Source organism: Arthrobacter sp. MYb224 (genome assembly GCF_002975455.1).
Lineage (GTDB): Bacteria > Actinomycetota > Actinomycetes > Actinomycetales > Micrococcaceae > Glutamicibacter.
This window is the reverse complement of sequence record NZ_PCPU01000001.1, coordinates 619,782-643,559: the sequence shown is the minus strand read 5'-3', so window position 1 is coordinate 643,559 and position 23,778 is coordinate 619,782. Positions and strand designations below refer to the sequence as shown.

Sequence of the window (23,778 nt, the reverse complement as noted above, 5' to 3'; positions counted from 1 at the left end):
GGCCGCACAAGTGTAAAGTCCTAATTGCCATGATTGATTTGTCCTTCTCCGACCTGCTCGCGATCACCGGGGGTCGCGCGACAGCTTCTGTCGTCCCATCCACCGTCATCTCATCGGTCACCACCGATTCGCGTGACGTGCTTCCCGGAGCCCTCTTTGTCGCCAAGCCCGGTGAGTTCTCCGACGGGCACGCCTTCATCGACAAGGCTCTCGCCGGTGGTGCCGTGCTGGCCTTGGCCGAACGCATCACCTTAGATGACCGGCGGGTCGAGCACCCGGCAATCATCGTCGAAGACGCGGTCGAAGCCATGGGCCAGATTGCCGCGCACATCGTCAAATACCTGAAGACCCGGAACGATGCCGTGGTGATCGGGATTACCGGTTCGGCCGGAAAGACCACCACCAAAGACCTGCTGGCGACGATCTTGGACAAGGTCGCACCGACCGTTTCGCCGATCGGTTCCTACAACGGCGAAGTCGGCGTTCCGCTGACGGTGTTCACCGCCACCGAGGAAACCAAATATCTGGTAATCGAAATGGGCGCCACCGGCGTGGGACACCTGACCTACCTGACCGACATGGTTCGCCCGAAGCTTGGCGTAGTGCTCTGCGTCGGGACCGCGCATGCCGGTGAATTCGGCGGAGTCGAAAACATTGAAAAAGCCAAGGGCGAACTCGTCGAGGCCTTGGACGCCTCCGGGACCGCCTTGCTGAACTTCGAAGATGCCAGGGTAGCGCGCATGGCGGACCGCTCCGGGGGAGCGGTCCGGTACTTCGGCAGCATCCAAGGAAAGCCACAGAACGCCAGCGTTTGGGCCAGCGATGTTGTGGTTAATGCGCAAGGCCAGCCCGAGCTGACCCTCGAATTCGCCGACGGCTACAGCCAGCGGATCACCTCCGGCCTGCTGGGCCGCCACCACGTGAGCAACATTCTCGCCGCCGCGAGCGCAGCCTTTGAACTCGGGATCGCGTCAGCGCAGATCGCCGAGACCCTCGATGGGTTGGCCGCCGGCAGCCGCTGGCGGATGGAGCGCATCGAGCGGGCCGACGGCGTCACCATCATCAATGACGCCTACAATGCAAACCCGGAATCCATGCGCGCCGCGCTACGCACCTTGGCCGAGCTCGGCCTGCCCGATGAGCAGGGCCACGCCCGGCGCACATGGGCGGTCTTGGGCGAAATGCTTGAACTCGGCGACGACTCCCGGCATGAGCATGATGTGCTGGGACGGATCGCGGTACGCATGAACATCAAGAAATTGCTGGTCATCGGCTGGGGCGCGAAACTTGCCTATAATTCGGCGGTGCTTGAAGGCAGCTGGGGAGACGAAGCTTATTTTGTGGAAGATCTAGACGAAGCACGTACCTTGCTTCAAGAGCAGCTACTACCTGGAGATATTGTCCTGTTTAAATCCTCAAATGGGGCCGGTCTGCGGCACCTGGGCGATGACATCGCTGCACTTGTGAAAGAAGGCGAAGACGCGTGATCGCATTGATTCTAGGCGCAGGCATTGCCCTGGTGCTGACCATGGTGGCGATGCCGTTATACATTCGGCTGCTCACCAAAAAGCAGTACGGCCAGGTCGTGCGCGACGACGGCCCCAATTCGCACGCGGTGAAGTCCGGCACCCCCACCATGGGCGGGGTGGTCTTTGTGCTTGCGGTGTTCGTCGCCTACTTTGCCACGCACCTGATCCTCGGATTAATGGGACGCACCTCCTCGGGCATCACCGCCAGCGGTTTGCTGGTGCTGCTGCTCTTTGGCGGAATGGGCCTGGTCGGCTTCCTCGACGACTTCATCAAGATCGCCAAGAAGCGTTCCCTGGGCCTGCGTGCCTACCAGAAGATCGTCCTGCAGGCGATCGTGGGCATCAGCTTCGCCATCCTCGCCTTGCAGTTCCCCAACAGCCAGGGCCTGACCCCGGCGTCCACCGCGATCTCCTTCTTGCGCGACCTGAACATCGATCTGGCCTTTGCCGGACCAATGCTCGGCTTGATCCTGTTCGTGCTTTGGGCAAACTTCATCGTCACCGCCACCACCAACGGCGTGAACCTCACCGACGGCCTGGACGGTTTGGCGACCGGGGCCTCGATCATGGTGTTCAGCGCGTACACCTTGATCGGCATCTGGCAGCAGAACCAGGCCTGCGGCAACGCCAACGCCATGGAAGTCTGCTACACCGTGCGTGACCCGCAGGATCTGGCGCTGCTCGGCGCCACCATCTCCGGTGCGCTGATCGCATTCCTGTGGTGGAACGCCAAGCCGGCAAAGATTTTCATGGGCGATACCGGTTCCTTGGCCATCGGCGGCGCCGTGGCGGCCATGGCCATTCTTTCGCGCACGCAGCTGCTGCTGCTAGTTATCGCCGGGCTGTTCGTGATCATTACCCTGTCGGTAATCATCCAGGTGGGTTACTTCAAGCTTTCCGGCGGCAAGCGAGTGTTCAAGATGGCGCCCCTGCAGCATCACTTTGAGCTCTCCGGCTGGTCCGAAGAGAATGTTGTTATTCGATTCTGGATTCTGGCCGGACTGTTCGTGGCAGCCGGACTGGGTCTGTTCTACTCCGAATGGGTTGTCGCACTGTGAGTGAAAAACTGGCCGATCTGAGAAGTTGGGATGCTAATTGGAAGGGCCTGCGCGTTCTCGTTGCGGGTCTCGGGCTTTCCGGTTTCTCTGCCGCGGATACCCTGATCGAGCTGGGCGCGATCGTCAGCGTCATCGACGGCCGCGACGATAAGATCAACGCCCAGCGCGCCGAAACGCTCAAGCTGGTCGGAGCCCACGAGGTGCTGCTCGGCGAGCAGCACGTCGCTTCGCTGCCACAGGTCGATGGCGCTGCGCCAGACCTGGTGATCGTCTCGCCAGGCTGGAATCCGCGTCACCCGATCTTGCTTCAAGCCGCGGATGCCGGCATCGAAATCTGGGGCGACATCGAACTGGCCTGGCGGGTCCAGAACCGCGCCGGGCGTACCGCGCCGAAGTGGCTGGCGATCACCGGCACGAACGGCAAGACCACCACGGTAGGAATGACCGAGGCGATCTTGCAGGCCGCCGGCCTGCGGGCGATCGCCGTGGGCAACGTCGGCACCCCGATTCTCGATGCGGTGCGCGAACCGGTGGAATACGACGTGTTCGTCGTTGAGCTCTCCAGCTTCCAGCTGCACTACACCCACAGCATTTCGCCGCTCGCCTCGGTGGTGCTGAACATCGCGGAGGACCATGTCGATTGGCATGGCGGATTCGAAGGCTACAAGGCCGACAAGGCCAAGATCTACGAACGCACCGAAGTCGCCGCGATCTTCAATACTGCCGATGCGCCGACGCTCAAAATGGTCGAGAACGCGGATGTTGTCGAAGGCTGCCGGGCCATTGGCTTCTCCACCGACAGCCCAGCGGTTTCCACCGTAGGCATCGTCGAAGGACTGCTGGTGGACCGCGCATTCATCGAAGATCGCCGGACCAACGCGCTTGAACTGGTGGCGCTGAAAGATATCGGCGAGATCGTTCCACGGCATACCGCGGCCAACGCCGCGGCGGCGGCCACCTTGGCCCGCGCCTACGGGGTGGAAGCCGAAGCGATCGCCAAGGGGCTTAGCGGGTTTGATTCCGGAGCGCACCGCATCCAAGCGGTGGCGCGTCGCGATGAGATCTTGTGGATCAACGACTCCAAGGCAACTAACCCGCATGCGGCAAATGCTTCCCTTGCGGCGTTCAGCTCGGTGCTGTGGATCGCCGGCGGCCTGTCCAAGGGCGTGGACTACACCGAACTGGTCAAGGAGCATGCCCAACGGCTACGAGCCGTGCTGCTGATCGGCACGGACAACGATTCGCTGCGTGCGGCGTTGGCCGAACAGGCACCGCAGGTACAGCTGATCGACATTACCGCTCAAGGGCTAGCCGCCGAGGGCGTTGCCCCTAGCGGGACTCAGGTGATGACCCAAGCGGTGCGCAAGGCGGCAGAACTAGCTCAAGCCGGCGACACCGTGCTGATGGCTCCGGCCGCGGCATCGATGGATCAATTCAGTTCCTACGCCCAGCGTGGCAACGCATTTATCAGCGCGGTCAGTGATCTGATGGATGCGGGCACCGAAGAAACCAAGTAAGCAGCGGACGGGACGGGAGGCAGATATGGCGTCACCACGTGGCAAAAAAGCCAAGAACGGAAAGCCTAAAATCTCCCCGATTTCTCGGCTCATCGGCAATATCGAATCCGGTAGTGCCCGGACCGCCTCCATTGACTACATGCTGGTGTTCGTCACCTCCATCGCCCTAGCCGTCTTCGGTGTGCTGATGGTCCAGTCCTCGGCATCGGTCGAGGCGATCGCGCGCGGAAACGACGGCTTTGAGGTGGCAATCTCCCAGGCGATGTTTGCCGCATTGGGGATCGCGTGCATGATCGTCATGCAATTTTTCAAACCAGAGTCCTTGAAGCGGCTCGCCTGGCCGGCGGCAATCATCGCGTTCGGGCTGCTCTTCCTGGTGGCCTTCACCCCGTTGGGCCATGAGGTCTTGGGCAACCGAAACTGGATCCGCATCACCGCCACCGTGGGGCTGCAGCCCAGTGAATTCGCCAAGCTGGCGTTGGCGGTTTTTGCCGCGTTCATGCTGGAAAAGAAACAGGGCATGCTGCATGACTACAAGCACCTGTTCATTCCAGTAGTTGCTCCCGTCGGCGGCTCCATCCTCCTGCTGGTGCTGTGGGGCAAGGATGTGGGTACCGCGCTGATCCTCATCCTGATCATCGCCACCGCATTATTTCTCGGCGGGCTCAAGGTCAAGTGGCTGGCCCTGACCGGCGCCGCGGGTTTTATCGTGCTCTCGGTCTTGGTTTTTGCCTCTAGCAACCGCCGTGCCCGAGTGCTGGCGTGGCTGAACATCGACTGCGGACCCGACGACAGGATCTGCTACCAGTCGAGCATGGGACTTCATGCCTTTGCATCCGGCGGCTGGTTCGGTGTTGGCGCCGGGCAATCACGGTTGAAGTGGTCCTATGTTCCGGAAGCTCAAAACGACTTTATCTTCTCAATTCTTGGTGAAGAGTTCGGCTTTGTCGGAGTGCTCTTCGTGCTGTCCATGTTCGCGCTTTTGGCCTTGGCCATGTACCGCATTTCGATGCGCGTAAATGACCTGTACACGAAGGTCCTCATGGGGTGCATTTCTTCGTGGATCATTGGCCAGACGTTCATCAACCTCGGCACCGTGAGCGGACTGCTGCCGGTCATCGGCGTGCCTTTGCCGTTCATCTCTTCCGGTGGCTCGGCCATGCTGGCCGTAATGCTCGCCATGGGTTTTGTCCTGTGTTCGGCTCGCGCCCAGAAGGTCGCCGCATTGGCTACCCTTGTCGAGGATGCCAAGAAGCCTAAAAAGTAGTATTCGCCTACGTTATTGCCTAACAGCCGGTCTTGGACCCAAGGAGTAGAAAAAGCCATGAGTGATCCGATCCGTCTGGTCGTTGCCGGAGGCGGAACCGCCGGCCATATCTCGCCGATGCTGGCGATCGCCGATGCGGTCCGCAAACGGGAGCATCAAGCAGAAATCCTCGCGCTGGGATCCCCGGGCGGACTCGAAACGAAGCTGGTGCCGGAAGCTGGATATCGGCTGGAGCTGATTCCCAAGGCGCCGATGCCCCGCAGTATTTCGCTGGATCTGCTCAAGTTCCCATTTCGATTCCTCAAGGCGCTAAGCCAGGCGAAGCGGACCCTGCGCGTAAGCGGGGCCGAAGCACTGCTCGGCGTGGGCGGCTACGTATGCACACCAGCCTATTTAGCGGCAAAGCAGCTGGGGATACCGACCTTTGTCCATGAGGCGAATTCGGTTGCCGGCATGGCCAATAAGTTGGGTGCCAAACACGCCGTTGCGGTCGGAACCACCTTCGCCAATACGGGGTTACCCAAGGAACGCCAGGTGGGCATGCCGATGCGCTCGAATATTGCGCTGATGGACCGCAACGCGTTGCGCGAGGAAGCACGCGCGTATTTCGGACTCACCGATGAAGCTCCGGTACTCCTGGTCACCGGCGGTTCCTCCGGGGCGCAAAGCCTCAACACCACGACGGTCGCCGCGCTCGATGAGCTGACGGCCGCCGGAATTCACGTGGTGCATATTACCGGCCGCGATAAGCAGGCCACCGATGCCCAGGGAAATCTCTTGGCGCGGCAGGGCTATACGCAGCGCGAATATGTGGAACGCATGGACTACGCCTATGCGGCGGCCGATCTGATGATCTGCCGTTCGGGTGCCGGGACCGTTTGCGAGCTGGCCGTGGCGGGCACCCCCTCGGTATTGGTGCCCCTGCCCATCGGCAATGGTGAGCAGAAGCTCAATGCGCGTGCACTCGTCGCAGCAGGGGGCGCGGTGCTGGTCGCCGACGATGAGTTCACTCCCGAGTTTGTCACCGACACAGTCCTGAACTTGGTCACCGATCAGCATAAACTTGAACAGATGTCGCAGGCTGCCGCCGCCCTGGGGCAGCGAGACGCCGCCGAGCAGATGGCGGCCCTGATTATCGATGAAGTTTCATCCCGCCGTTCAGCGTCGGGTCAGAAAGGCTAAACATGGCACAGCAGCCAGGCGAACACATCGCCGAACTTGGCAAGGTACATCTGATGGGTGTTGGCGGTGTTGGCGTTTCTGCCGTTGCCCGACTGCTTTTGGACTACGGGGTATCGGTTTCCGGCTCCGACGCCAAGGACCTGCCGGTACTCGACGGCTTGCGCGGGCGCGGTGCGCGTATCCATGTCGGCTATGACCCACAGAACTTGGGCGACGCGGACACCGTGGTGATCTCCTCGATCATCAAGCCCGGGAACGCCGAGTACGATGAAGCACTACGCCGGGGACTGCGCATAATGCACCGCTCCGAGGGGCTCGAAGCGACCATGCGCGGCCATCAGCAAGTGGTGGCCATCGCTGGAACCCACGGCAAGACCACCACCACGTCGTTGACCGCCCATATGCTGAAGACCGCCGCGGCAGCCCCGTCTTTTGCCGTGGGCGCGAACATTCCGAGTCTGGGCACCAACGCAGAACTCGGCGCGGGAGCGATCTTCGTCGCCGAGGCGGATGAGTCCGATTCATCGTTCTTGAATTATCGGCCAAATGTCATCGTGGTCACCAACGTCGAAGCCGATCACCTCGACCACTACGGTACGGCGGAAGCCGTGCACCAGGCCTTTGTAGATTTCGCTCGGCTGCTGCCCGCGGATGGCCTGCTCATTTGCTGTGCAGATGATGAAGGCGCCAATGATCTGGCTCGCAAGATGCGCCACGAACGTCCCGAACTGCGGATCCAGACCTACGGTTTCGCCGATCACGCTGACCGTCGGCTCAGCGATGCGCGCGCGCTGGACGACGGGCGTTTTGCATGCACCATCGAATGGGGGAGCGGCGAGAGCCATACGCTGAACCTTGCGGTGCCCGGCCAGCACAACCTGCTCAACGCTGCCGCAGCCCTGGCGGTAGGCATGGATGCCGGGCTCGAAATCGACGATGCGCTTGAGGCATTGGCGAGTTTTGCAGGTGCAGCGCGCCGTTTTGAGTTCAAAGGCGAAGCCGAAGGCGTGCGTGTCTATGATGATTACGCCCACCATCCCACCGAAGTAAACGCCGCCTTGAAGGCAGGACGTGCAGTGGTGGGAGACGGAAAGCTGCATGTGGTGTTCCAACCGCATCTTTTCAGCCGAACCCAAGAGTTCTACCGCCAGTTCGCCCAAGCCTTGTCGCTGGCCGACAGCGTGCGCGTTCTGGAGATCTACCCGGCACGTGAAGAGCCGATCCCCGGAGTCACCAGCGCGCTGATCGCCGAGCGGATCGAAGTGCCAAGCGAAGTGCTCAGCCCGGCGGCGGCGGTGGCCCACGTGGTCGAGTATGCCGAACCCGGAGATGTTGTGATGACCATTGGTGCCGGCGACGTGACCGAACTTGGTTCGCAAATCGTTGCAGCACTGTCCTGCGAATAAAGCTGGGAGCCACCATGGGAGAAAACACCAAGGTTGTCGAGCTGCCAGCCAGCCCGGAGAAGAAACGACGCAAGCTGCTCATTGTCATCGCCGCAAGCATTGTGGCGCTGAGCATCGCGGCGGTATTGATTCTCAGCTTTTCGCCGCTGCTTGCCGCCAAGAAGATTGAGGTGGCCGGAAGCAAGCTGGTCAGCGAGAAGAAGCTGCTCGAAGCGCTGGCGCCGCTGGAAGGAGTGCCGCTGCCGCGGATCTCCGAATCGCGTGTCGCAGAGCTTATCGGCGATCAGCCAGCCGTGGACGAGATTGTGGTGCGTGCGAAAATGCCCGACACGCTAGTCGTCGAAGTGGTGGAGGCCGAGCCTGTGGCGATCCTAGTGGAGGGGAAAAATTCCTATATCGTCTCCTCTACCGGAGAGAAGCTGAAAAAAGTCGGAGAGAAGGACAAGACCAAACTTCCTCGGGTGAAGGCCTCGGATCAAACCAAAGACCCGGAACAGTTTCAGCTGTTGACCGGGATCCTGAGCACGGTGGAGCCCAACGTGCTCAAGCAGGTCTCCACCGCTACGCTGACCCAGGCCGGTTTCATGGAACTCGCCTTGCCGAAGAAGCGAACTCTGATCTGGGGAGACGGGGCGAAAGCCGCACTTAAAAATGAAGTTGCGAAGATTTTCCTCGATGAACTAAAAGAAAATCCGAAGATGGCCAAGGTCATCGACGTGACCAATCCAGAGAACCCGGTGACGTATTAAGTCGTTCGCCACGGGCGAGGGATGAACATTCTCAAGGTAAATTCTGGAAAGATAGGTTTCAATAGGCGACACGCCACGGCGGTCGTTGCAGAAAGCCAGCATGGCTCATAGCGTTCTTAATAGCGATAGCTTGACAGAAACTTAACCTTAAGGCAAAAGGTCAAGGTTTCGCGCATGAATCGTGAAATATGTAGCACATCTAACAAGGGAAGCGGGACGTGGCAGCTCCACAGAATTACCTCGCGGTCATTAAAGTCGTCGGAATCGGCGGTGGCGGTGTAAACGCAGTCAATCGAATGATCGAAGTCGGTCTCAAGGGCGTTGAATTCATCGCCATCAATACCGATGCGCAGGCTCTACTCATGAGTGATGCCGACGTTAAGCTCGACGTAGGACGCGAACTTACTCGCGGTCTCGGCGCTGGCGCGAACCCTGATGTGGGACGCCAGGCAGCCGAAGACCACGTAGAAGAGATCGAAGACGTCCTCCGCGGCGCCGACATGGTCTTCGTGACCGCCGGCGAAGGCGGTGGCACCGGTACCGGTGGCGCGCCCGTTGTGGCACGAATCGCCCGCGGATTGGGCGCACTGACCATCGGCGTCGTTACCCGCCCATTCACCTTCGAAGGTCGCCGCCGCGCAAACTCGGCCGAAAATGGCATCGAGGCACTACGCGACGAAGTCGATACTCTGATCGTCATCCCGAACGACCGACTGCTGTCCATCTCGGACCGCAACGTTTCCGTTCTGGACGCATTCCGCCAAGCAGACCAGGTTCTGCTTTCCGGTGTTCAGGGCATCACCGACTTGATCACTACCTCGGGTCTGATCAACCTCGACTTCGCCGACGTGAAGTCCGTTATGCAGGGTGCCGGCTCGGCACTTATGGGTATCGGCTCGGCACGTGGCGAGGATCGTGCGGTCAAGGCCGCGGAACTAGCAATCGCTTCGCCGTTGCTGGAAGCATCCATTGACGGTGCGCACGGCGTCCTGCTCTCCATTCAGGGTGGCTCGGATCTCGGTTTGTTTGAGATCAACGAGGCAGCTCGTCTGGTTCAGGAAGTCGCGCACCCAGAAGCCAATATCATCTTCGGTGCCGTCATCGACGACGCCTTGGGTGACGAAGCTCGAGTCACGGTAATTGCTGCCGGCTTTGACGAGCCGGACGTAACCAGCAAGCCGATGGCTCCGCTGGTTTCAAAGCCAGCGGCCAGCCGTCAGGCACAGGAGCAGCAGCCTGTTCCAGCTGCGGTGGCCCCTGAAGCAACACCAGCTCCGGCGGCTGCTGCTCCAGAAGCAAAGCCAGCGGCAGCGGAGCAGAACAACTCCTTCCAGGATCTTCCAGACGTTGTCGACTCGGACCTTAACGGTTCGAACGATGACCTGGACGTTCCGGACTTCCTAAAGTAAAAACAGCGACAAGCTGAGCAGTGCTACATTTCGCGTCGAACCTCGATTCGAGTATCCAACTGGCATTTACCACGCAAGCCGAGGGAAACCTGGCCTTGCATGTAAACGATGACCCCCACTTAGTAGGGGAGCATCGGGCCAAGCTGGAAGACTCGATCGGGGTTCGCCGTTTTTCATTGCACTTCATGAACCAAATCCATTCCACCGTGGCGGTGCACATTGCCCCAGGCCTGCGAACCTCATGGAATGAACCCGAGGCGCCGACCTGCGATGCGCTCATTGACCCTACCGGTCGCGAGGCCCTGGCCGTCATGGTCGCCGATTGCCTGCCCGTCCTTTTTGTTGCACGAGACAAGCGCAATGATCGGACTTTCACCGCCGCGGCCCATGCCGGGCGTCGAGGGCTTCTGGGTGGGATTCTGACGCGTACCGTCGACGAACTGCGGCAATTGGGTGCAGATGCGGTCGAGGCCGTCATCGGTCCGGCCATTTGCGGGCGCTGCTATGAAGTCCCTGAAGCGATGGCGGCCGAATCCGAGCTTGCGCGACCGGGGATACGATCCAGCACTAGCTGGGGAACTCCCGCTCTCGATCTGCCAGTGTCGGCCGAGCAGGAACTCTCAGCCCTTGGTGTTACGGTACAGCAAAGCGGAATTTGCACCTTAGAGGATGAGAGATTCTTCTCCTACCGAAGAACTCCGCAAGCGGGTCGATTGGCTGGCCTGATATGGCCGAAAGCCTAGCCTTGCGCGACACACCGCGCAAAAAAATTCGAATGAGCGATGCCTGTCGATTGCCGTGCGGTAGCGTCAGAGTAGCGGAATCATGCACCTGCGGGTGCATGCACGGGACAACTGAGGAGAAATATCGTGGCTGACGGACTACGTAAGGCAATGGTCTATCTCGGCTTGGCGGATGCTGTTGAGCAGAGCGAGGCCGAAATGGACAACTCAGAACCTAGGACCCAGGTGCGGGCCGTAGAAGATGCTGCCCCGCAGCGTCCTTCCGAAGCTCCGCGCCCGCAGCCGGTAGTCAAGTCGGTTGCCCCGCATTCCGTAGCCAAAGAACCAGAGAACGAATACCGTGCTCCGGTCACACCGATAAAGCGTGCCCCTTCAGTACGGGATGAGGATTCCGAATTGCGTCAAATTACTACCGTTCACCCGCGTTCTTACAACGATGCCAAGATCATCGGTGAGAACTTCCGTGACGGAATCCCGGTGATTATGAATGTCACCGATATGGGAGAAACCGATGCTAAGCGCCTGGTCGACTTCTCGGCTGGCCTAGTCTTCGCACTCCACGGCTCCATCGAGCGAGTCACGAATAAAGTATTCCTGCTCTCCCCGGCCACTGTGGAAGTACTGGGTGAAGACCGTAAACAGTCCGAAGCTCAGGCGACCTTCTTCAACCAGAGCTAAGCTGCAGGAGCGAGCGCGTAAACATGGTGTTCGGGATTATTTATTTCCTGCTAGCTGTCTTGCAGATTCTGCTAATAATGCGAATTGTGTTGGACATAACTGAAAGTTTTGCACGGCATTGGCGCCCGAAAGGGATCGCGCTAGTGGCCGCAACAGCAATCGTCACTATTACCGACCCGCCGTTGCGTTGGTTGAGACGCAGGATTAAGCCATTGGATATCGGTGGAATCCGGCTTGACTTGTCATTTTTGATCCTGTTTATCGTCGTAATGATTGTCAAATCGATCATTAGTGGCGTAGGTTACAGTACAGGGATCTGAGCAGGTATTTCGTAGAAGAATACGAGGATCTGGCTGGATCCTAAACTGTAAAATTCAATAGAAAAAGAGCTGTCCCGGCAGTTCGGTTTCGTAATTAGTGTCCGAATCGTTATATCCTTTAGGAAATAGTGCTCCGACTTCACCGGTCGCGACACTGAATGAACGGTAAGTGTTTCGCTAGACATCAACGGTCGAGCGGAAATGATCCCAGTATTGAGGTGACCCAATGGCTTTGACGCCAGAAGACGTAGTCAATAAGCGGTTTCAGCCGACCAAGTTCCGTGAAGGCTACGACCAAGACGAGGTAGATGACTTCCTCGACGAGATCGTTGTGGAGCTGCGTCGCCTGACCGGTGAGAACGAAGAGCTGCGCCGCCGCTTGGCAGCGCAAGGCGGGGACACCAGCGTCTCGGCCAAGGAACAGTCCGTTCCAGCTCCCGTGGCCGCCGCTCCAGCTGCGAAACCAGCTGAAGAAAAGAAGGCTGAAACCAAGCCGGAAGAGCCAAAGAAGGTCGAGACCCCAGCAGCTGCACCAGCAGCCGAGGCCAAGAAGGCCGAAGCTCCGGTTGCTGCAGCCAAGGTCGAGGACAAGAAGGACGCGGCTCCTGGAGCCAACGCCGTTCCTGCTGCCGCTCCTCGCACCGAGTCCGCAGAATCTGCAGCCAACGTGCTTTCGATGGCACAGCGACTGCACGATGAATACGTTGCCTCCGGTGTTGAGCAGCGTGACAAGATCATCTCGGAAGCTAAGACCGAAGCGAACTCGCTGGTTACCTCTGCAGAAGAGAAGAGCCGCAAGACTCTCTCCGCACTGGAACAGCAGAAGTCAGTACTTGAGCGCAAGCTTGAGCAGCTGCGTGGCTTCGAGCGTGACTACCGTGCACGTCTGAAGACTTACATCGAAGGACAGCTCCGCGACCTTGAGTCGCAGGGATCCATCGATAACGCAACCAAGTCCAACTAGTCCCTTACGGGTTTGATGGCTTGAACTAAATATCAGTACAGTTGACGGTGGTGCTCGGGATTGTCCGGCGCCACCGTTGATGTTTAAAGGGAATTAATGGGTAATAGTTTGAGTGCTTCACAACCGAGAAGTGCTGCTGCGGCCAAGCGCTTCACCGGCATCGGGCTGGTCATCGCCTTGATCGCGCTGGTCTTGGACCAGGCGGTCAAGATTCTCGTGGAGAGGAATATGGAACTCGGCGAATCCTTCGTGGTCATCCCGAATTTCTTGGATATCCATTACATTCTCAACCCCGGGGCCGCCTTCTCCATGGGCGAAGACTTCACGATCATCTTTGCCATCTTGCAAGCGGCGGTCGTGGTCTACGTGATCTACCTGCTCTTGCGCAAGGTCGCGGTACGCTCCTGGGCGATCACCCTGGGATGTCTGCTCGGTGGGGTCGCGGGAAACCTGACCGACCGAATCTTCCGCGAGCCGGCCTTTGGCTTCGGGCATGTCGTTGACATGTTCTCTGTCCAAAACTTTGCCATCTTCAACGTCGCCGACTCGTTCATCGTCTGCTCGATGATCGTGGTTGCGCTGATGCTGATCCGCGGGAGAAATTTGGATGGCACCATCGGCGATGCGCCAACTAAGAAAATGAACGACGGGGACGACGAAAGCACGGAGCCCACAGCATGAGCGGTACCGACACCACCGAGATCCACGAACTACTCGTCGCCCCTGAAGACGCAGGGCAACGCCTGGACGTCCACATCTCCAAGGCCCTGGAAATCCCGCGCACCCTGGCCAAGTCCCTGTGCAAAGATTCGATGGTTGAAGTCAACGGACGGATTGTCACCAAGCCGCTTAAGCTCCAAGTGGGGGACAAGCTGCACGTGACCATCCCACCCCAGGCCGATCCATTAGAAATTAGAGTAATAGCCGTGGAAGATCTGAAGATTATTGCCGACGAAGATGACTATGTGGTCATCGACAAGCCGGTAGGCGTCGCGGCGCATCCCTCGCCCGGTTGGGTCGGCCCGACAGTTGTCGGCGCGCTGATGGCCGAGGGATATAACATCTCAACCTCCGGCGCGTCAGAACGCCAGGGCATCGTGCATCGGCTCGACGTCGGCACCAGTGGCCTGATGGTGGTGGCCAAGTCCGAACGCGCCTACACCGCGCTCAAGCGCGCCTTCAAGGAACGTACTCCGAAAAAGGTCTACCACGCGGTGGTCCAGGGACTGCCGGATCCCCTAGAAGGAACCATCGACGCGCCCATCGGCCGCCACCCGGGACACGACTGGAAATTTGCGGTACTCGAAGGCGGACGTGATTCGGTGACCCATTACGAAATGCTTGAGGCCTTTGGGCGGGCAAGCTTGGTCGAAGTGCAATTGGAAACCGGCCGAACCCACCAGATCCGTGTGCACTTCTCAGCCTTCGGCCACCCCTGCGTCGGCGACCAAACTTATGGCGCGGACCCGAAGTTCAGCGCCGCCCTGGGACTGACCCGCCAATGGCTACATGCCAAGCGTCTGGGATTCAACCATCCTGTCACCGATCAATGGGTCGAGTACGAAAGCGAATATCCGCACGACCTGTCGGGTGCATTGGAGCTACTGCGCGAGGGAACTTACTAGATCCCACGCTACTTGCTATGAGAGCTCCCACAGCGGGTGGGGCAGTGGACGAAATTCGTTGCGTGAATCGCTAGACTGGTTCAGTGAGCGCGACACGTGACGGATTTGTCCATCTGCATACCCATACCGAATACTCCATGCTGGACGGAGCAGCCCGGCTAGGCGAGCTATTCGAAGAAGCCAACCGGCAAGGCATGGAAGCCATGGCCATCACCGACCATGGATACCTCTTTGGCGCCTTTGATTTCTGGAAACGGGCGACCGACGCCGGCGTCAAGCCAATTATCGGCGTAGAAGCCTATGTCACCCCGGGCACCGCCCGTGATGACAAGACCCGTGTGAAATGGCGTACCGACGAATCGCAAAAAGGCGACGACGTTTCCGGCGGTGGCCTGTACAACCACATGACCTTGCTGTCCTATAACAACAAGGGCATGGACAACCTGTTCAAGGGTTCCTCCAGAGCCTCATTGGACTCGGTGTTCGGCAAGTACCCGCGCTGGGACCGCGAACTGCTCAACGAGCATTCCGAGGGCCTGATCGCGACCACCGGTTGCCCCTCCGGGGAGGTGCAGACCAAGCTTCGCCTCGGGCAATACGACGCGGCCAAGGCTGCCGCGGCGGAGCTCCAGGACCTGTTCGGCAAGGAAAACTACTACTGCGAGATCATGGACCACGGTCTGGAGATTGAACGCAGGATCACCAAGGACCTGTTGCGCCTGGCCCGCGAGCTGAGCATCCCCTTGGTGGCGACCAACGACCTGCACTACACCCATGAAGCTGATTCGAAAGCGCACGAGGCGCTGCTTGCCATCAACTCGGGTTCCACGCTCGATGAACCGACCTATGACCAGGGTGGCAGCCGCTTCGCATTCTCCGGTTCCGGTTACTACCTCAAGAGCGCGCGCGAAATGCGCGAGCTGTTCAAGGAACATCCAGAAGCCTGCGACAACACCCTTGAAATCGCAGATCGCGTTGATCTCACCTTTGACACCAACGCGAACTACATGCCGAAGTTCCCTTGTCCTCCGGGAGAAGATGAGACCAGCTGGCTGATCAAGGAAGTCGACAAGGGGATGCACTACAGGTATCCCAATGGCGTTCCGGACGCTTCGCGCCGGCAGGCGGACTATGAGCTGGACGTCATCATCAAGATGGGCTTTCCTGGCTACTTCCTCGTCGTGGCGGACTTCATCAACTGGTCCAAGGACAACGGCATCCGTGTCGGTCCGGGCCGTGGCTCCGGTGCCGGTTCCATGGTTGCCTATGCCATGCGTATTACCGACCTCGACCCGCTGGTGCACGGGCTGATCTTCGAGCGCTTCTTGAACCCGGAACGTGTGTCCATGCCCGACTTCGACGTCGACTTCGATGATCGCCGCCGCGCGGAGGTCATCAAGTACGTGACCGAAAAGTACGGCGACGAACGTGTCTCCATGATCGTGACCTATGGTTCGATCAAGACCAAACAAGCGCTGAAGGACTCCTCACGCGTGCTTGGCTACCCATTTAGCATGGGTGAAACCTTGACCAAGGCATTGCCTCCGGCGGTGATGGCCAAGGACATTCCGCTCAACGACATTGAGAATCCGGATTCGAAGCGCTATTCCGAAGCCGGGGACTTCCGCAACCTGGTGGCGAATGACCCGGAAGCCGCGCGTGTCTTCGAGACCGCGAAGGGCCTGGAAGGGCTGAAGCGCCAGTGGGGTGTACACGCCGCCGGCGTCATTATGAGCTCGGATCCGATTATTGACGTGATCCCGATTATGCGCCGTTTTCAGGATGGCCAAGTCATCACCCAGTTCGACTACCCGACCTGCGAAGGTTTGGGGCTGATCAAGATGGACTTCCTGGGGTTGCGCAACCTCACCATCATTTCCGACGCGCTGGAGAACATTCAGTACAACACCGGGAACGAGATCAACCTCGAGGTGTTGACCTTGGAAGATCCCGCGGCCTACCAGCTGCTTGCCCGCGGTGATACCCTCGGCGTGTTCCAGCTCGACGGTGGCCCGATGCGTTCACTGCTGAAAATGATGCGTCCGGATAACTTCGAAGACATTTCGGCAGTCATCGCCCTGTACCGTCCGGGTCCAATGGGCGCGAACTCGCACACCAATTATGCATTGCGTAAAACCGGGTTGCAGGACGTTACTCCGATCCACCCGGAACTCGAAGAACCGCTTGCGGATATTCTCGGCGGGACCTACGGCCTGATCGTGTATCAGGAGCAGGTTATGGCGATCGCGCAGAAACTGGCCGGCTACTCGCTGGGCCAGGCAGATATTCTGCGCCGCGCCATGGGCAAGAAGAAGAAGTCCGAACTGGATAAGCAGTTCGCCGGCTTTAAAAAGGGCATGAACGACAGCGGGTATTCCGACGCCGCAGTGAAAACCCTGTGGGACATTCTGCTGCCCTTCTCCGACTATGCCTTTAATAAGGCCCACTCGGCAGCCTACGGTGTGGTCTCCTACTGGACCGCCTACCTCAAGGCTCACTACCCGGCCGAATACATGGCCGCCTTGCTCACCAGCGTCGGCGACGACAAGGATAAGCTCGCGCTGTACCTGAACGAATGCCGCCACATCGGTATCACCGTGCTGCCGCCTGATGTCAACGAATCGGCCTTGAACTTTACCCCTGTGGGCAAGGACATCCGCTTCGGCATGGGCGCCATCCGAAACGTCGGCGCCAACGCCGTGGCTGGCATGGTCGAAGCGCGCACCGAAAAGGGAGCCTACCGGGACTTCAGCGACTTCCTGAGCAAGGTTCCGGCGGTGGTATGCAACAAGCGCACCATCGAATCCTTGATCAAGGCCGGTGCTTTCGACTCGATGGAGCACCCGCGCCGTGCGCTGGTGGCTATCCACGAAGAAGCAGTGGACTCGGTCATCCAGCTCAAGCGCAATGAGGCCGCGAACCAGTTTGACCTGTTCAGCGCGCTGGATACCTCCGATGTTTCGGACGCGATGACGGTGGCCGTCCCCGACCTCCCCGACTGGGAGAAGAAGGAAAAGCTCGCTTACGAACGGGATATGCTCGGCCTTTACGTCTCGGACCACCCTTTGCAGGGACTGGGCTCTGCCCTGGACCAGTACGCGGATATGCCGGTCACCAGCGTGCTTTCGGATGAAGGGCCCTCCGATGGGCACGTCATTTCGATTGCAGGCATGATCAGCGGGCTGCAGCGGCGCATTGCCAAGAAATCCGGCAATCCCTACGCGCGGTGTGAGATCGAAGACCTCTCGGGCTCCATGGAAGTCATGTTCTTCGGGCAGGCTTATCAGCCGATCGCCGAGATCCTGGCCGATGACCTGATCGTGGTCATCAAGGGCCGCGTGCAGCGCCGCGATGATGGTTCGATTACGCTCAACGCCCAAGAAATGATGATTCCGGAACTCTCCGATGCCTCTGGCACCGGACCGGTGGTCATCGGGATTCCGACGCATAAGGCCACCGAATCGCTGATCCAAAAGCTCGGTGACGTGCTGCGTACCCACAATGGCAATACCGAGGTGCGGGTGAAACTCACCGGCAGCCGGGGAACCTCCTTGATGCGGCTAGGGATGAACTTCAGGGTCAATCCGAACCCCGCATTGTTCGGAGACCTCAAGGTACTGCTGGGCCCTGCCTGTTTGGATGTGTAGCAACTTCCAGAGGCGTATGACCGGGTTGGGTAACCAAAGGAAAGCTAACCCGGTCAGAGGCGTTAAACTAGGAGCGTGACTTCAAACCCAGATACAGTCTTTTCCGAACTCGCGACCATCGATTGGCGTGGAGAGAAACTCAACCGTGCTCAGCTCAAGGCCAAACTGCCGCGACCTGAAGTGAACTCGCAGACCGCCGCCGAGGTGGTCCAGCAGATCATCGAGGACGTGCGCGAGCATGGCATGAAGACGTTGAAGGACCTCGCGAAGCGATTCGACAAGGTTGATCTGGAGCATACCCGGGTACCCCAGGGCGAACTCGATCGTGCCCTGGACGAGCTAGACCCGCAGGTCCGGCTGGCTCTGGAAGAGTCGATCAGCCGCGCGCGAGTCTTCGCCGCAGCGCAGCTGCCGCAGGATGCAAATGTGAGCTATGGCCACGGCGGCACCGTGACGCAGCGCTGGGTGCCGGTGCGCCGCGTCGGACTATATGTTCCCGGAGGACTGGCCGTCTACCCCTCCTCGGTGATCATGAACACCGTCCCGGCGCAGGCGGCAGGCGTCTCCTCGCTGGCGTTGGCCAGCCCTCCGCAACGTGACTTCGGAGGACTGCCGCACCCAACGATCCTTGCCGCGGCGAAGCTGCTGGGCATTACCGAGGTGCACGCCATGGGAGGTGCGCAAGCCGTCGCGGCCTTCGCCTACGGCGTCGAAGTCCCCGGAGACCAGCGCGGAGATATCGAACCGGTAGATGTCATCTCAGGTCCGGGCAATGTCTTCGTCGCGACCGCTAAGCGCCTGGTCAAGGGAGTAGTGGGAATCGATGCGGAAGCCGGACCCACCGAAATTGCGATCCTCGCCGATCACCGGGCCAACGCGGCCTTCGTCGCCGCGGACATGATTTCGCAGGCCGAACACGATGCGAATGCGGCGGCCGTACTGGTCACCGACTCGCCGGAGCTAGCTGTCGCTGTGCGCGCCGAACTTGCCACGCAGGTGGCCGCAACAAAACACACCGAACGCGTGCAGCAGGCTTTGGCAGGTACGCAATCGGCGATTATCCTGGTCGATGACCTGGAGCAGGGGATCGACGTATGCAATGCGTATGCGGCCGAACACCTCGAGGTGCTGACCCAAGACGCCGCCGCGGTTGCCGCGCGGATCAATGCTGCCGGGGCGATCTTCGTAGGTGAGTACGCTCCGGTGTCGCTGGGAGATTACTGCGCCGGGTCAAACCACGTGCTTCCTACCAGCGGTACCGCCCTGCATGCCTCGGGGCTGAATGTGAACACCTTCTTGAAGGCCATCCAGGTGATCGACTATGACAAGCGCGCGCTCGCTGAGGTAGCCGCTCACGTGATCAATCTGGCCAATGCGGAGGACCTTCCAGCGCACGGCGATGCAGTCGCGGTCCGTCAGGCGCTTTAGAAGCTAAACTATTAGGTGACGTGTGTGGATTTCTGTACGCCGTAGGCCTCGGTAGACACCACGGTCGCAAAAAGTTGGAGGTGCCATGAATTGCCCTTATTGTCGCAACGCAGATTCGCGTGTGGTCGATAGCCGAGTCGCCGACGATGGCGTGTCCATTCGACGCCGTCGTCAATGCACCGAGTGTTCGCGCCGTTTCACCACCACGGAAACCGCTTCGCTGAGCGTTTTGAAGCAGTCCGGTGCCGTGGAGCCATTCTCGCGCCACAAGGTCATCAATGGTGTGCGCAAGGCTTGCCAAGGACGCCCAGTGACCGATCACGATCTGGCCATCCTGGCTCAAGAGGTTGAGGAAGCGGTCCGGACTTCCGGGGCCGCAGAAATCCCGGCCCATCAGGTTGGGCTGGCGATTCTCGAGCCGCTGTCGCGCCTGGACGAAGTCGCTTATCTGCGTTTCGCTAGCGTTTATCACAATTTCCAGTCGCTCACGGATTTCGAAACTGCGATCGCGAAGCTGCGCGACCGCCGGGCCAAGACCCCGCAGGGAAACCAGCGTCCGCTTACCGCAGACTAGTGGCCAACGCTTCCCAGCCGTAGGCAGATAGTTTCAAGGCCGGGCCCCGAACCATGACGGTTCGGGGCCCGGCCTTGTTCCTTGCCGACAATCGAGTATTCGAGCCGCTACGGAAGGGTGAGAATCTCGGCGCCGTCGTTGGTGACCAGCAGAGTGTGCTCGAACTGTGCGGTGCGCTTCTTGTCGCGCGTGGTCACCGTCCAGTCATCGGCCCACATATCCCATTCAATGGTGCCCAGGGTCAGCATCGGCTCGATGGTGAAGACCATGCCAGGCTCGATCAAGGTATCGTAGGCCGGCGCCGCATCGTAGTGCGGAATGATCAGCCCGGTGTGGAATGCCTCGCCGACCCCGTGGCCGGTGAAATCACGGACCACGCCATAGCCAAAGCGCTTGGCGTAGCTTTCGATGATGCGCCCGATGACGTTGATTTCACGCCCCGGCATCACTGCCTTGATCGCCCGCTTCAAGGACATTTCGGTGCGTTCCACCAAAAGCCGGGATTCTTCGTCAACGTCGCCCACGAGGAACGTTGCATTGTTATCCCCGTGCACCCCGCCGATGTACGCGGTGATATCGATGTTGATGATGTCGCCATCCTGCAACACGGTGCTGTCCGGGATGCCGTGGCAGATGACCTCATTGAGCGAGGAGCAGAGCGACTTGGGGAATTCCCGATAGCCGAGAGTCGATGGGTAGGCGTTGTGATCCATCAAGAATTCGTGACCCAGACGATCAAGCGCATCTGTGGTCACGCCCGGCTGGCAGGCCTTGCCAACTTCGGCCAGCGCTTGGGCCGCGATCCGTGAGGCAATGCGGATTCGCTCGATCACTTCAGGACTTTTAACTTCCGAGGCCGTGCTTTTTGCCGGTTCTTTCTTGCCCACATATTCGGGTCGTTCGATATGCGCCGGGACGAAGAGCTCCGGTGAGATCGTGCCAGGGGTCAGGGTTCCAAGTGGTGCAGTTGCGACAGTAGCCATATAAACATTCTAGCTAAGGGGCTAGCCCAACATCGCGTTTCTGAAGCCACCGATGTGCGTGAGATTGAGCTAGCGTGGAGTCAGCAACAGCAAACGAACCTAGGAGCTGACCGTGAGCCAGAGCGCCACCCCCGGTGAAGGCAAATATTGGTACAACGTATCGACCGGCGGAATCGAGAAGGGACCGCAGTCCGACTGGACCCAGCTTCTCGGCCCCTACGATACCGAGGACGAGGCACGCAACGCGATGTCCAAGGTGCAGGCCCGCAACGAAGCCTGGGATGCCGAAGACGAAGAGGACGAATAACCAGCTGGACCCGGGTGCAGGGAAATTGATTCCTTGCACCCGGGTCCAATGTGGTGGCCGTGGAACTTGTTAGTCCTTGAATTCGTACTCGGCCGAGGGGAATGCGCCGCTCACCACGTCCCGGTGGTACTCGCTGACGGCCGTGGAAATCACCGAGCGAAGATCGGCGTACTTCTTCACGAATCGCGGGGTGCGGTGGGCACCCAGCCCGAGGAGGTCCTGCCAGACAAGTACCTGACCGGTGGTCGCGTTTCCCGCGCCGATGCCAATGGTTGGCACCCGCAGGGCCGCATCGACCTTGCCCGCCACAGGGCTTGGCACCATTTCCATGAGGACCGCAAAAGCTCCGGCACGCTCTAGCGCCTGGGCATCCGCGATCATCTCCGCGGCGGCGTCTCCGCGTCCTTGAACACGGTAGCCGCCCAGGGCATGCTCGGATTGCGGGGTGAATCCGATATGTCCGATGACCGGAACTCCGGCAAGCACCATCGCTTGAACATGCTCGGCGAACTGATGGCCGCCTTCAACCTTCACGGCCTGGGCGCCGCCCTCCTTCATGAGCCGAACCGCGCTGGCTACCGCTTGCTGCGGGGACTGCTCGTAGGAGCCAAATGGGAGATCGGCTACGACCAGAGCGCGCTTGGCACCATTGGCAACGGCCTTGGTGAACACGATCATTTCGTCCACGGTAATAGGCAAGGTGGAGTCGTAGCCGACAACGGTGTTGGCGGCTGAGTCGCCTACCAGAAGCAGCTCGATGCCTGCCTGGTCGAAGATCTCGGCCATCATGACGTCATATGCGGTTAACATGGCGAATTTTTCGCCATGCTCTTTTGCCTGCTGTAAATGGTGAACCCTAATGCGGGAAGGACCTTTGTCAGGGTCGGAAAGATATGGTTGGGGCATAGAAAAACCTTATCGCACTTGGACCCAGCGGTGCGTGGCAGAGTTTGAGGCTCAAAACGTATAGTCTTGCATCAGGTTGTTTAACTCCCGGCTGTGATCAGTGCCGGAATCAAAGATTTTGAGGCGGTGAATTATGGATCGTCAGCAGGAATTCGTGCTGCGCACCATTGAAGAACGTGATGTTCGGTTCGTGCGTATGTGGTTTACCGACGTCGTCGGTTCCTTGAAGTCTGTAGCGTTGGCCCCGGCCGAAGTTGAAGACGCCTTCGAAGAGGGCTTGGGTTTTGATGGCTCGTCGATCGACGGGCTGTCGCGCATCTCCGAATCAGATATGCTTCTGCAGCCAGATCCGGCGACCTTCCAGATTCTGCCATGGCGCGGCGAAGTCGAGCCCACCAGCCGCATGTTCTGCGACATCCTCACCCCCGAAGGCCAGCCTTCCAGCGCGGATCCTAGACAGGTGCTTAAACGCCAGCTGACCGAAGCGGCCGACATGGGATTCACCTGCTACACGCACCCTGAAATCGAGTTCTATCTGCTGGAGAACAGCAAGCTCGATGAGCAGGGCCGCCCGCAGCCGATAGACAATGGCGGCTACTTCGACCACGTGCCCGATGGTGTGGGCCAAGATTTCCGTCGCGCCTCGGTGACTACCCTGGAAGCCTTGGGGATTTCGGTCGAATTCTCGCACCATGAGACCGGGCCAGGGCAGAACGAAATTGATCTGCGCTATGCAGATGCACTGCAGACCGCCGACAATATTATGACCTTCCGCACCGTCATCAAGGAAATGGCCATGCAGAAGGGCATCCACGCCACCTTCATGCCCAAGCCGTTTTCGGACCAGCCAGGCAGCGGAATGCACACTCACTTCTCGCTGTTCGAGGGCGACGCGAATGCATTTTTCGAGGCCGGCCGCGAGTACCAGCTCTCCGACGTAGCTCGTTCATTCATCGCCGGCATTTTGCACCATGCGCCCGAGATGACCGCGATCACCAACCAGTACGTGAATTCCTACAAGCGACTCTGGGGCGGCGGTGAAGCTCCAAGCTACCGTTCGTGGGGCCACAACAACCGTTCCGCGTTGGTCCGCGTGCCGCTGTACAAGCCAGGCAAGGGACAAAGCGCCCGCGTGGAATACCGCGGCATCGATTCCGCCGCCAACCCCTACCTGGCCTACGCAACCCTGCTTGGCGCCGGGCTGAAGGGCATCCGTGAGGGATACGAACTGGAGGAGCCGACCGAGGACGATGTCTGGGCACTGTCCACCGCAGAACGCCGTGCCTCGGGCCACGTCCCGCTGCCTGGCACGCTGCACGATGCGCTGAAGGCTATGGAAGAATCCGAGCTGATGGCAGAGGTGCTTGGCGAACAGGTTTTCAACTCCTTCTTGGCCAATAAACGAGCCGAGTGGGAAGAGTACCGTCAGGTCATCACCCCCTACGAGCTCAACAAGTATCTGGGAATCCTCTAAGGAGTACGCCAC

General features: G+C 59.5%; 21 protein-coding genes. 19 read left to right on the top strand and 2 right to left on the bottom strand.

Annotated elements, in window-relative coordinates:
• Positions 1-29 precede the first annotated feature (29 nt).
• The 17 genes from murF (at position 30) to nrdR (ending at position 20,096) form a co-directional block, all read left to right on the top strand.
• The gene (murF, locus tag CQ017_RS03075; protein ID WP_105552435.1) at positions 30-1,487 is read left to right on the top strand and encodes a UDP-N-acetylmuramoyl-tripeptide--D-alanyl-D-alanine ligase; all 1,458 of its coding nucleotides are present in this window, start codon (positions 30-32) and stop codon (positions 1,485-1,487) included.
• Positions 1,484-2,587: a phospho-N-acetylmuramoyl-pentapeptide-transferase gene (gene mraY / locus CQ017_RS03070; protein ID WP_105552434.1), complete on the top strand. Its 1,104-nt coding sequence runs from the start codon at positions 1,484-1,486 to the stop codon at positions 2,585-2,587. The genes murF and mraY overlap by 4 nt, the downstream gene beginning before the upstream one ends.
• A complete protein-coding gene (gene murD / locus CQ017_RS03065) occupies positions 2,569-4,104 on the top strand; it encodes a UDP-N-acetylmuramoyl-L-alanine--D-glutamate ligase (RefSeq protein ID WP_105552433.1) in 1,536 nt (511 codons plus the stop codon). The genes mraY and murD overlap by 19 nt, the downstream gene beginning before the upstream one ends.
• Positions 4,105-4,129: 25 nt before the next feature.
• Positions 4,130-5,371 carry an FtsW/RodA/SpoVE family cell cycle protein gene (locus CQ017_RS03060; RefSeq protein WP_105552432.1) on the top strand — a complete coding sequence of 414 codons (1,242 nt, stop codon included), beginning with the start codon at positions 4,130-4,132 and terminating at the stop codon, positions 5,369-5,371.
• 57 nt (positions 5,372-5,428) lie between these two features.
• A complete protein-coding gene (gene murG, locus CQ017_RS03055; RefSeq protein ID WP_105552431.1) occupies positions 5,429-6,553 on the top strand; it encodes an undecaprenyldiphospho-muramoylpentapeptide beta-N-acetylglucosaminyltransferase in 1,125 nt (374 codons plus the stop codon).
• A gap of 2 nt (positions 6,554-6,555) precedes the next feature.
• Positions 6,556-7,959, top strand: a complete 1,404-nt coding sequence (gene murC / locus CQ017_RS03050; protein WP_105552430.1) for a UDP-N-acetylmuramate--L-alanine ligase — start codon at positions 6,556-6,558, stop codon at positions 7,957-7,959.
• A gap of 14 nt (positions 7,960-7,973) precedes the next feature.
• Entirely contained in the window at positions 7,974-8,708 is a 735-nt protein-coding gene (locus tag CQ017_RS03045) for a cell division protein FtsQ/DivIB (protein WP_105552429.1), read from the top strand.
• A gap of 218 nt (positions 8,709-8,926) precedes the next feature.
• Positions 8,927-10,117, top strand: coding sequence for a cell division protein FtsZ (gene ftsZ / locus CQ017_RS03040; protein ID WP_105552428.1), 1,191 nt, complete (start codon positions 8,927-8,929; stop codon positions 10,115-10,117).
• 20 nt (positions 10,118-10,137) lie between these two features.
• A complete protein-coding gene (locus tag CQ017_RS03035) occupies positions 10,138-10,860 on the top strand; it encodes a polyphenol oxidase family protein (protein WP_105552427.1) in 723 nt (240 codons plus the stop codon).
• A 126-nt stretch (positions 10,861-10,986) separates the two neighbouring features.
• Positions 10,987-11,538, top strand: coding sequence for a cell division protein SepF (locus CQ017_RS03030; RefSeq protein WP_105552426.1), 552 nt, complete (start codon positions 10,987-10,989; stop codon positions 11,536-11,538).
• Positions 11,539-11,561: 23 nt separating this feature from the next.
• Entirely contained in the window at positions 11,562-11,858 is a 297-nt protein-coding gene (locus CQ017_RS03025) for a YggT family protein (RefSeq protein ID WP_096286481.1), read from the top strand.
• A gap of 226 nt (positions 11,859-12,084) precedes the next feature.
• Positions 12,085-12,822: a DivIVA domain-containing protein gene (locus CQ017_RS03020; RefSeq protein ID WP_105552425.1), complete on the top strand. Its 738-nt coding sequence runs from the start codon at positions 12,085-12,087 to the stop codon at positions 12,820-12,822.
• A 108-nt stretch (positions 12,823-12,930) separates the two neighbouring features.
• The gene (gene lspA, locus CQ017_RS03015; RefSeq protein WP_258133469.1) at positions 12,931-13,503 is read left to right on the top strand and encodes a signal peptidase II; all 573 of its coding nucleotides are present in this window, start codon (positions 12,931-12,933) and stop codon (positions 13,501-13,503) included.
• Complete coding sequence (locus CQ017_RS03010) at positions 13,500-14,447, top strand: RluA family pseudouridine synthase (protein ID WP_105552423.1); 948 nt, start codon at positions 13,500-13,502, stop codon at positions 14,445-14,447. Before lspA ends, CQ017_RS03010 begins: the two co-directional genes overlap by 4 nt.
• Before the next feature lie 83 nt (positions 14,448-14,530).
• The gene (gene dnaE, locus CQ017_RS03005) at positions 14,531-18,094 is read left to right on the top strand and encodes a DNA polymerase III subunit alpha (protein ID WP_105552422.1); all 3,564 of its coding nucleotides are present in this window, start codon (positions 14,531-14,533) and stop codon (positions 18,092-18,094) included.
• A 75-nt stretch (positions 18,095-18,169) separates the two neighbouring features.
• Positions 18,170-19,522 (top strand): histidinol dehydrogenase, encoded by a 1,353-nt coding sequence (gene hisD / locus CQ017_RS03000; protein WP_105552421.1) that lies wholly within the window; start codon positions 18,170-18,172, stop codon positions 19,520-19,522.
• 85 nt (positions 19,523-19,607) lie between these two features.
• A complete protein-coding gene (gene nrdR, locus CQ017_RS02995; protein ID WP_096286469.1) occupies positions 19,608-20,096 on the top strand; it encodes a transcriptional regulator NrdR in 489 nt (162 codons plus the stop codon).
• A 107-nt stretch (positions 20,097-20,203) separates the two neighbouring features.
• Here nrdR and map read toward each other — a convergent pair whose 3' ends face one another.
• Positions 20,204-21,079: a type I methionyl aminopeptidase gene (map, locus tag CQ017_RS02990; protein ID WP_096286467.1), complete on the bottom strand. Its 876-nt coding sequence runs from the start codon at positions 21,077-21,079 to the stop codon at positions 20,204-20,206.
• Positions 21,080-21,191: 112 nt separating this feature from the next.
• On the opposite strand from map, the gene CQ017_RS02985 reads away from it, so the two are divergent.
• Positions 21,192-21,386: a hypothetical protein gene (locus tag CQ017_RS02985; RefSeq protein ID WP_105552420.1), complete on the top strand. Its 195-nt coding sequence runs from the start codon at positions 21,192-21,194 to the stop codon at positions 21,384-21,386.
• A gap of 69 nt (positions 21,387-21,455) precedes the next feature.
• Here the strand turns inward: CQ017_RS02985 and panB are convergent, their stop codons facing one another.
• On the bottom strand, positions 21,456-22,292 hold the full coding sequence (panB, locus tag CQ017_RS02980) for a 3-methyl-2-oxobutanoate hydroxymethyltransferase (protein ID WP_105552419.1): 837 nt from the start codon (positions 22,290-22,292) through the stop codon (positions 21,456-21,458).
• A 133-nt stretch (positions 22,293-22,425) separates the two neighbouring features.
• Between panB and glnA the strand changes: the two genes are divergently transcribed.
• Complete coding sequence (glnA, locus tag CQ017_RS02975; protein WP_105552418.1) at positions 22,426-23,766, top strand: type I glutamate--ammonia ligase; 1,341 nt, start codon at positions 22,426-22,428, stop codon at positions 23,764-23,766.
• The last annotated feature ends 12 nt before the right edge of the window (positions 23,767-23,778 follow it).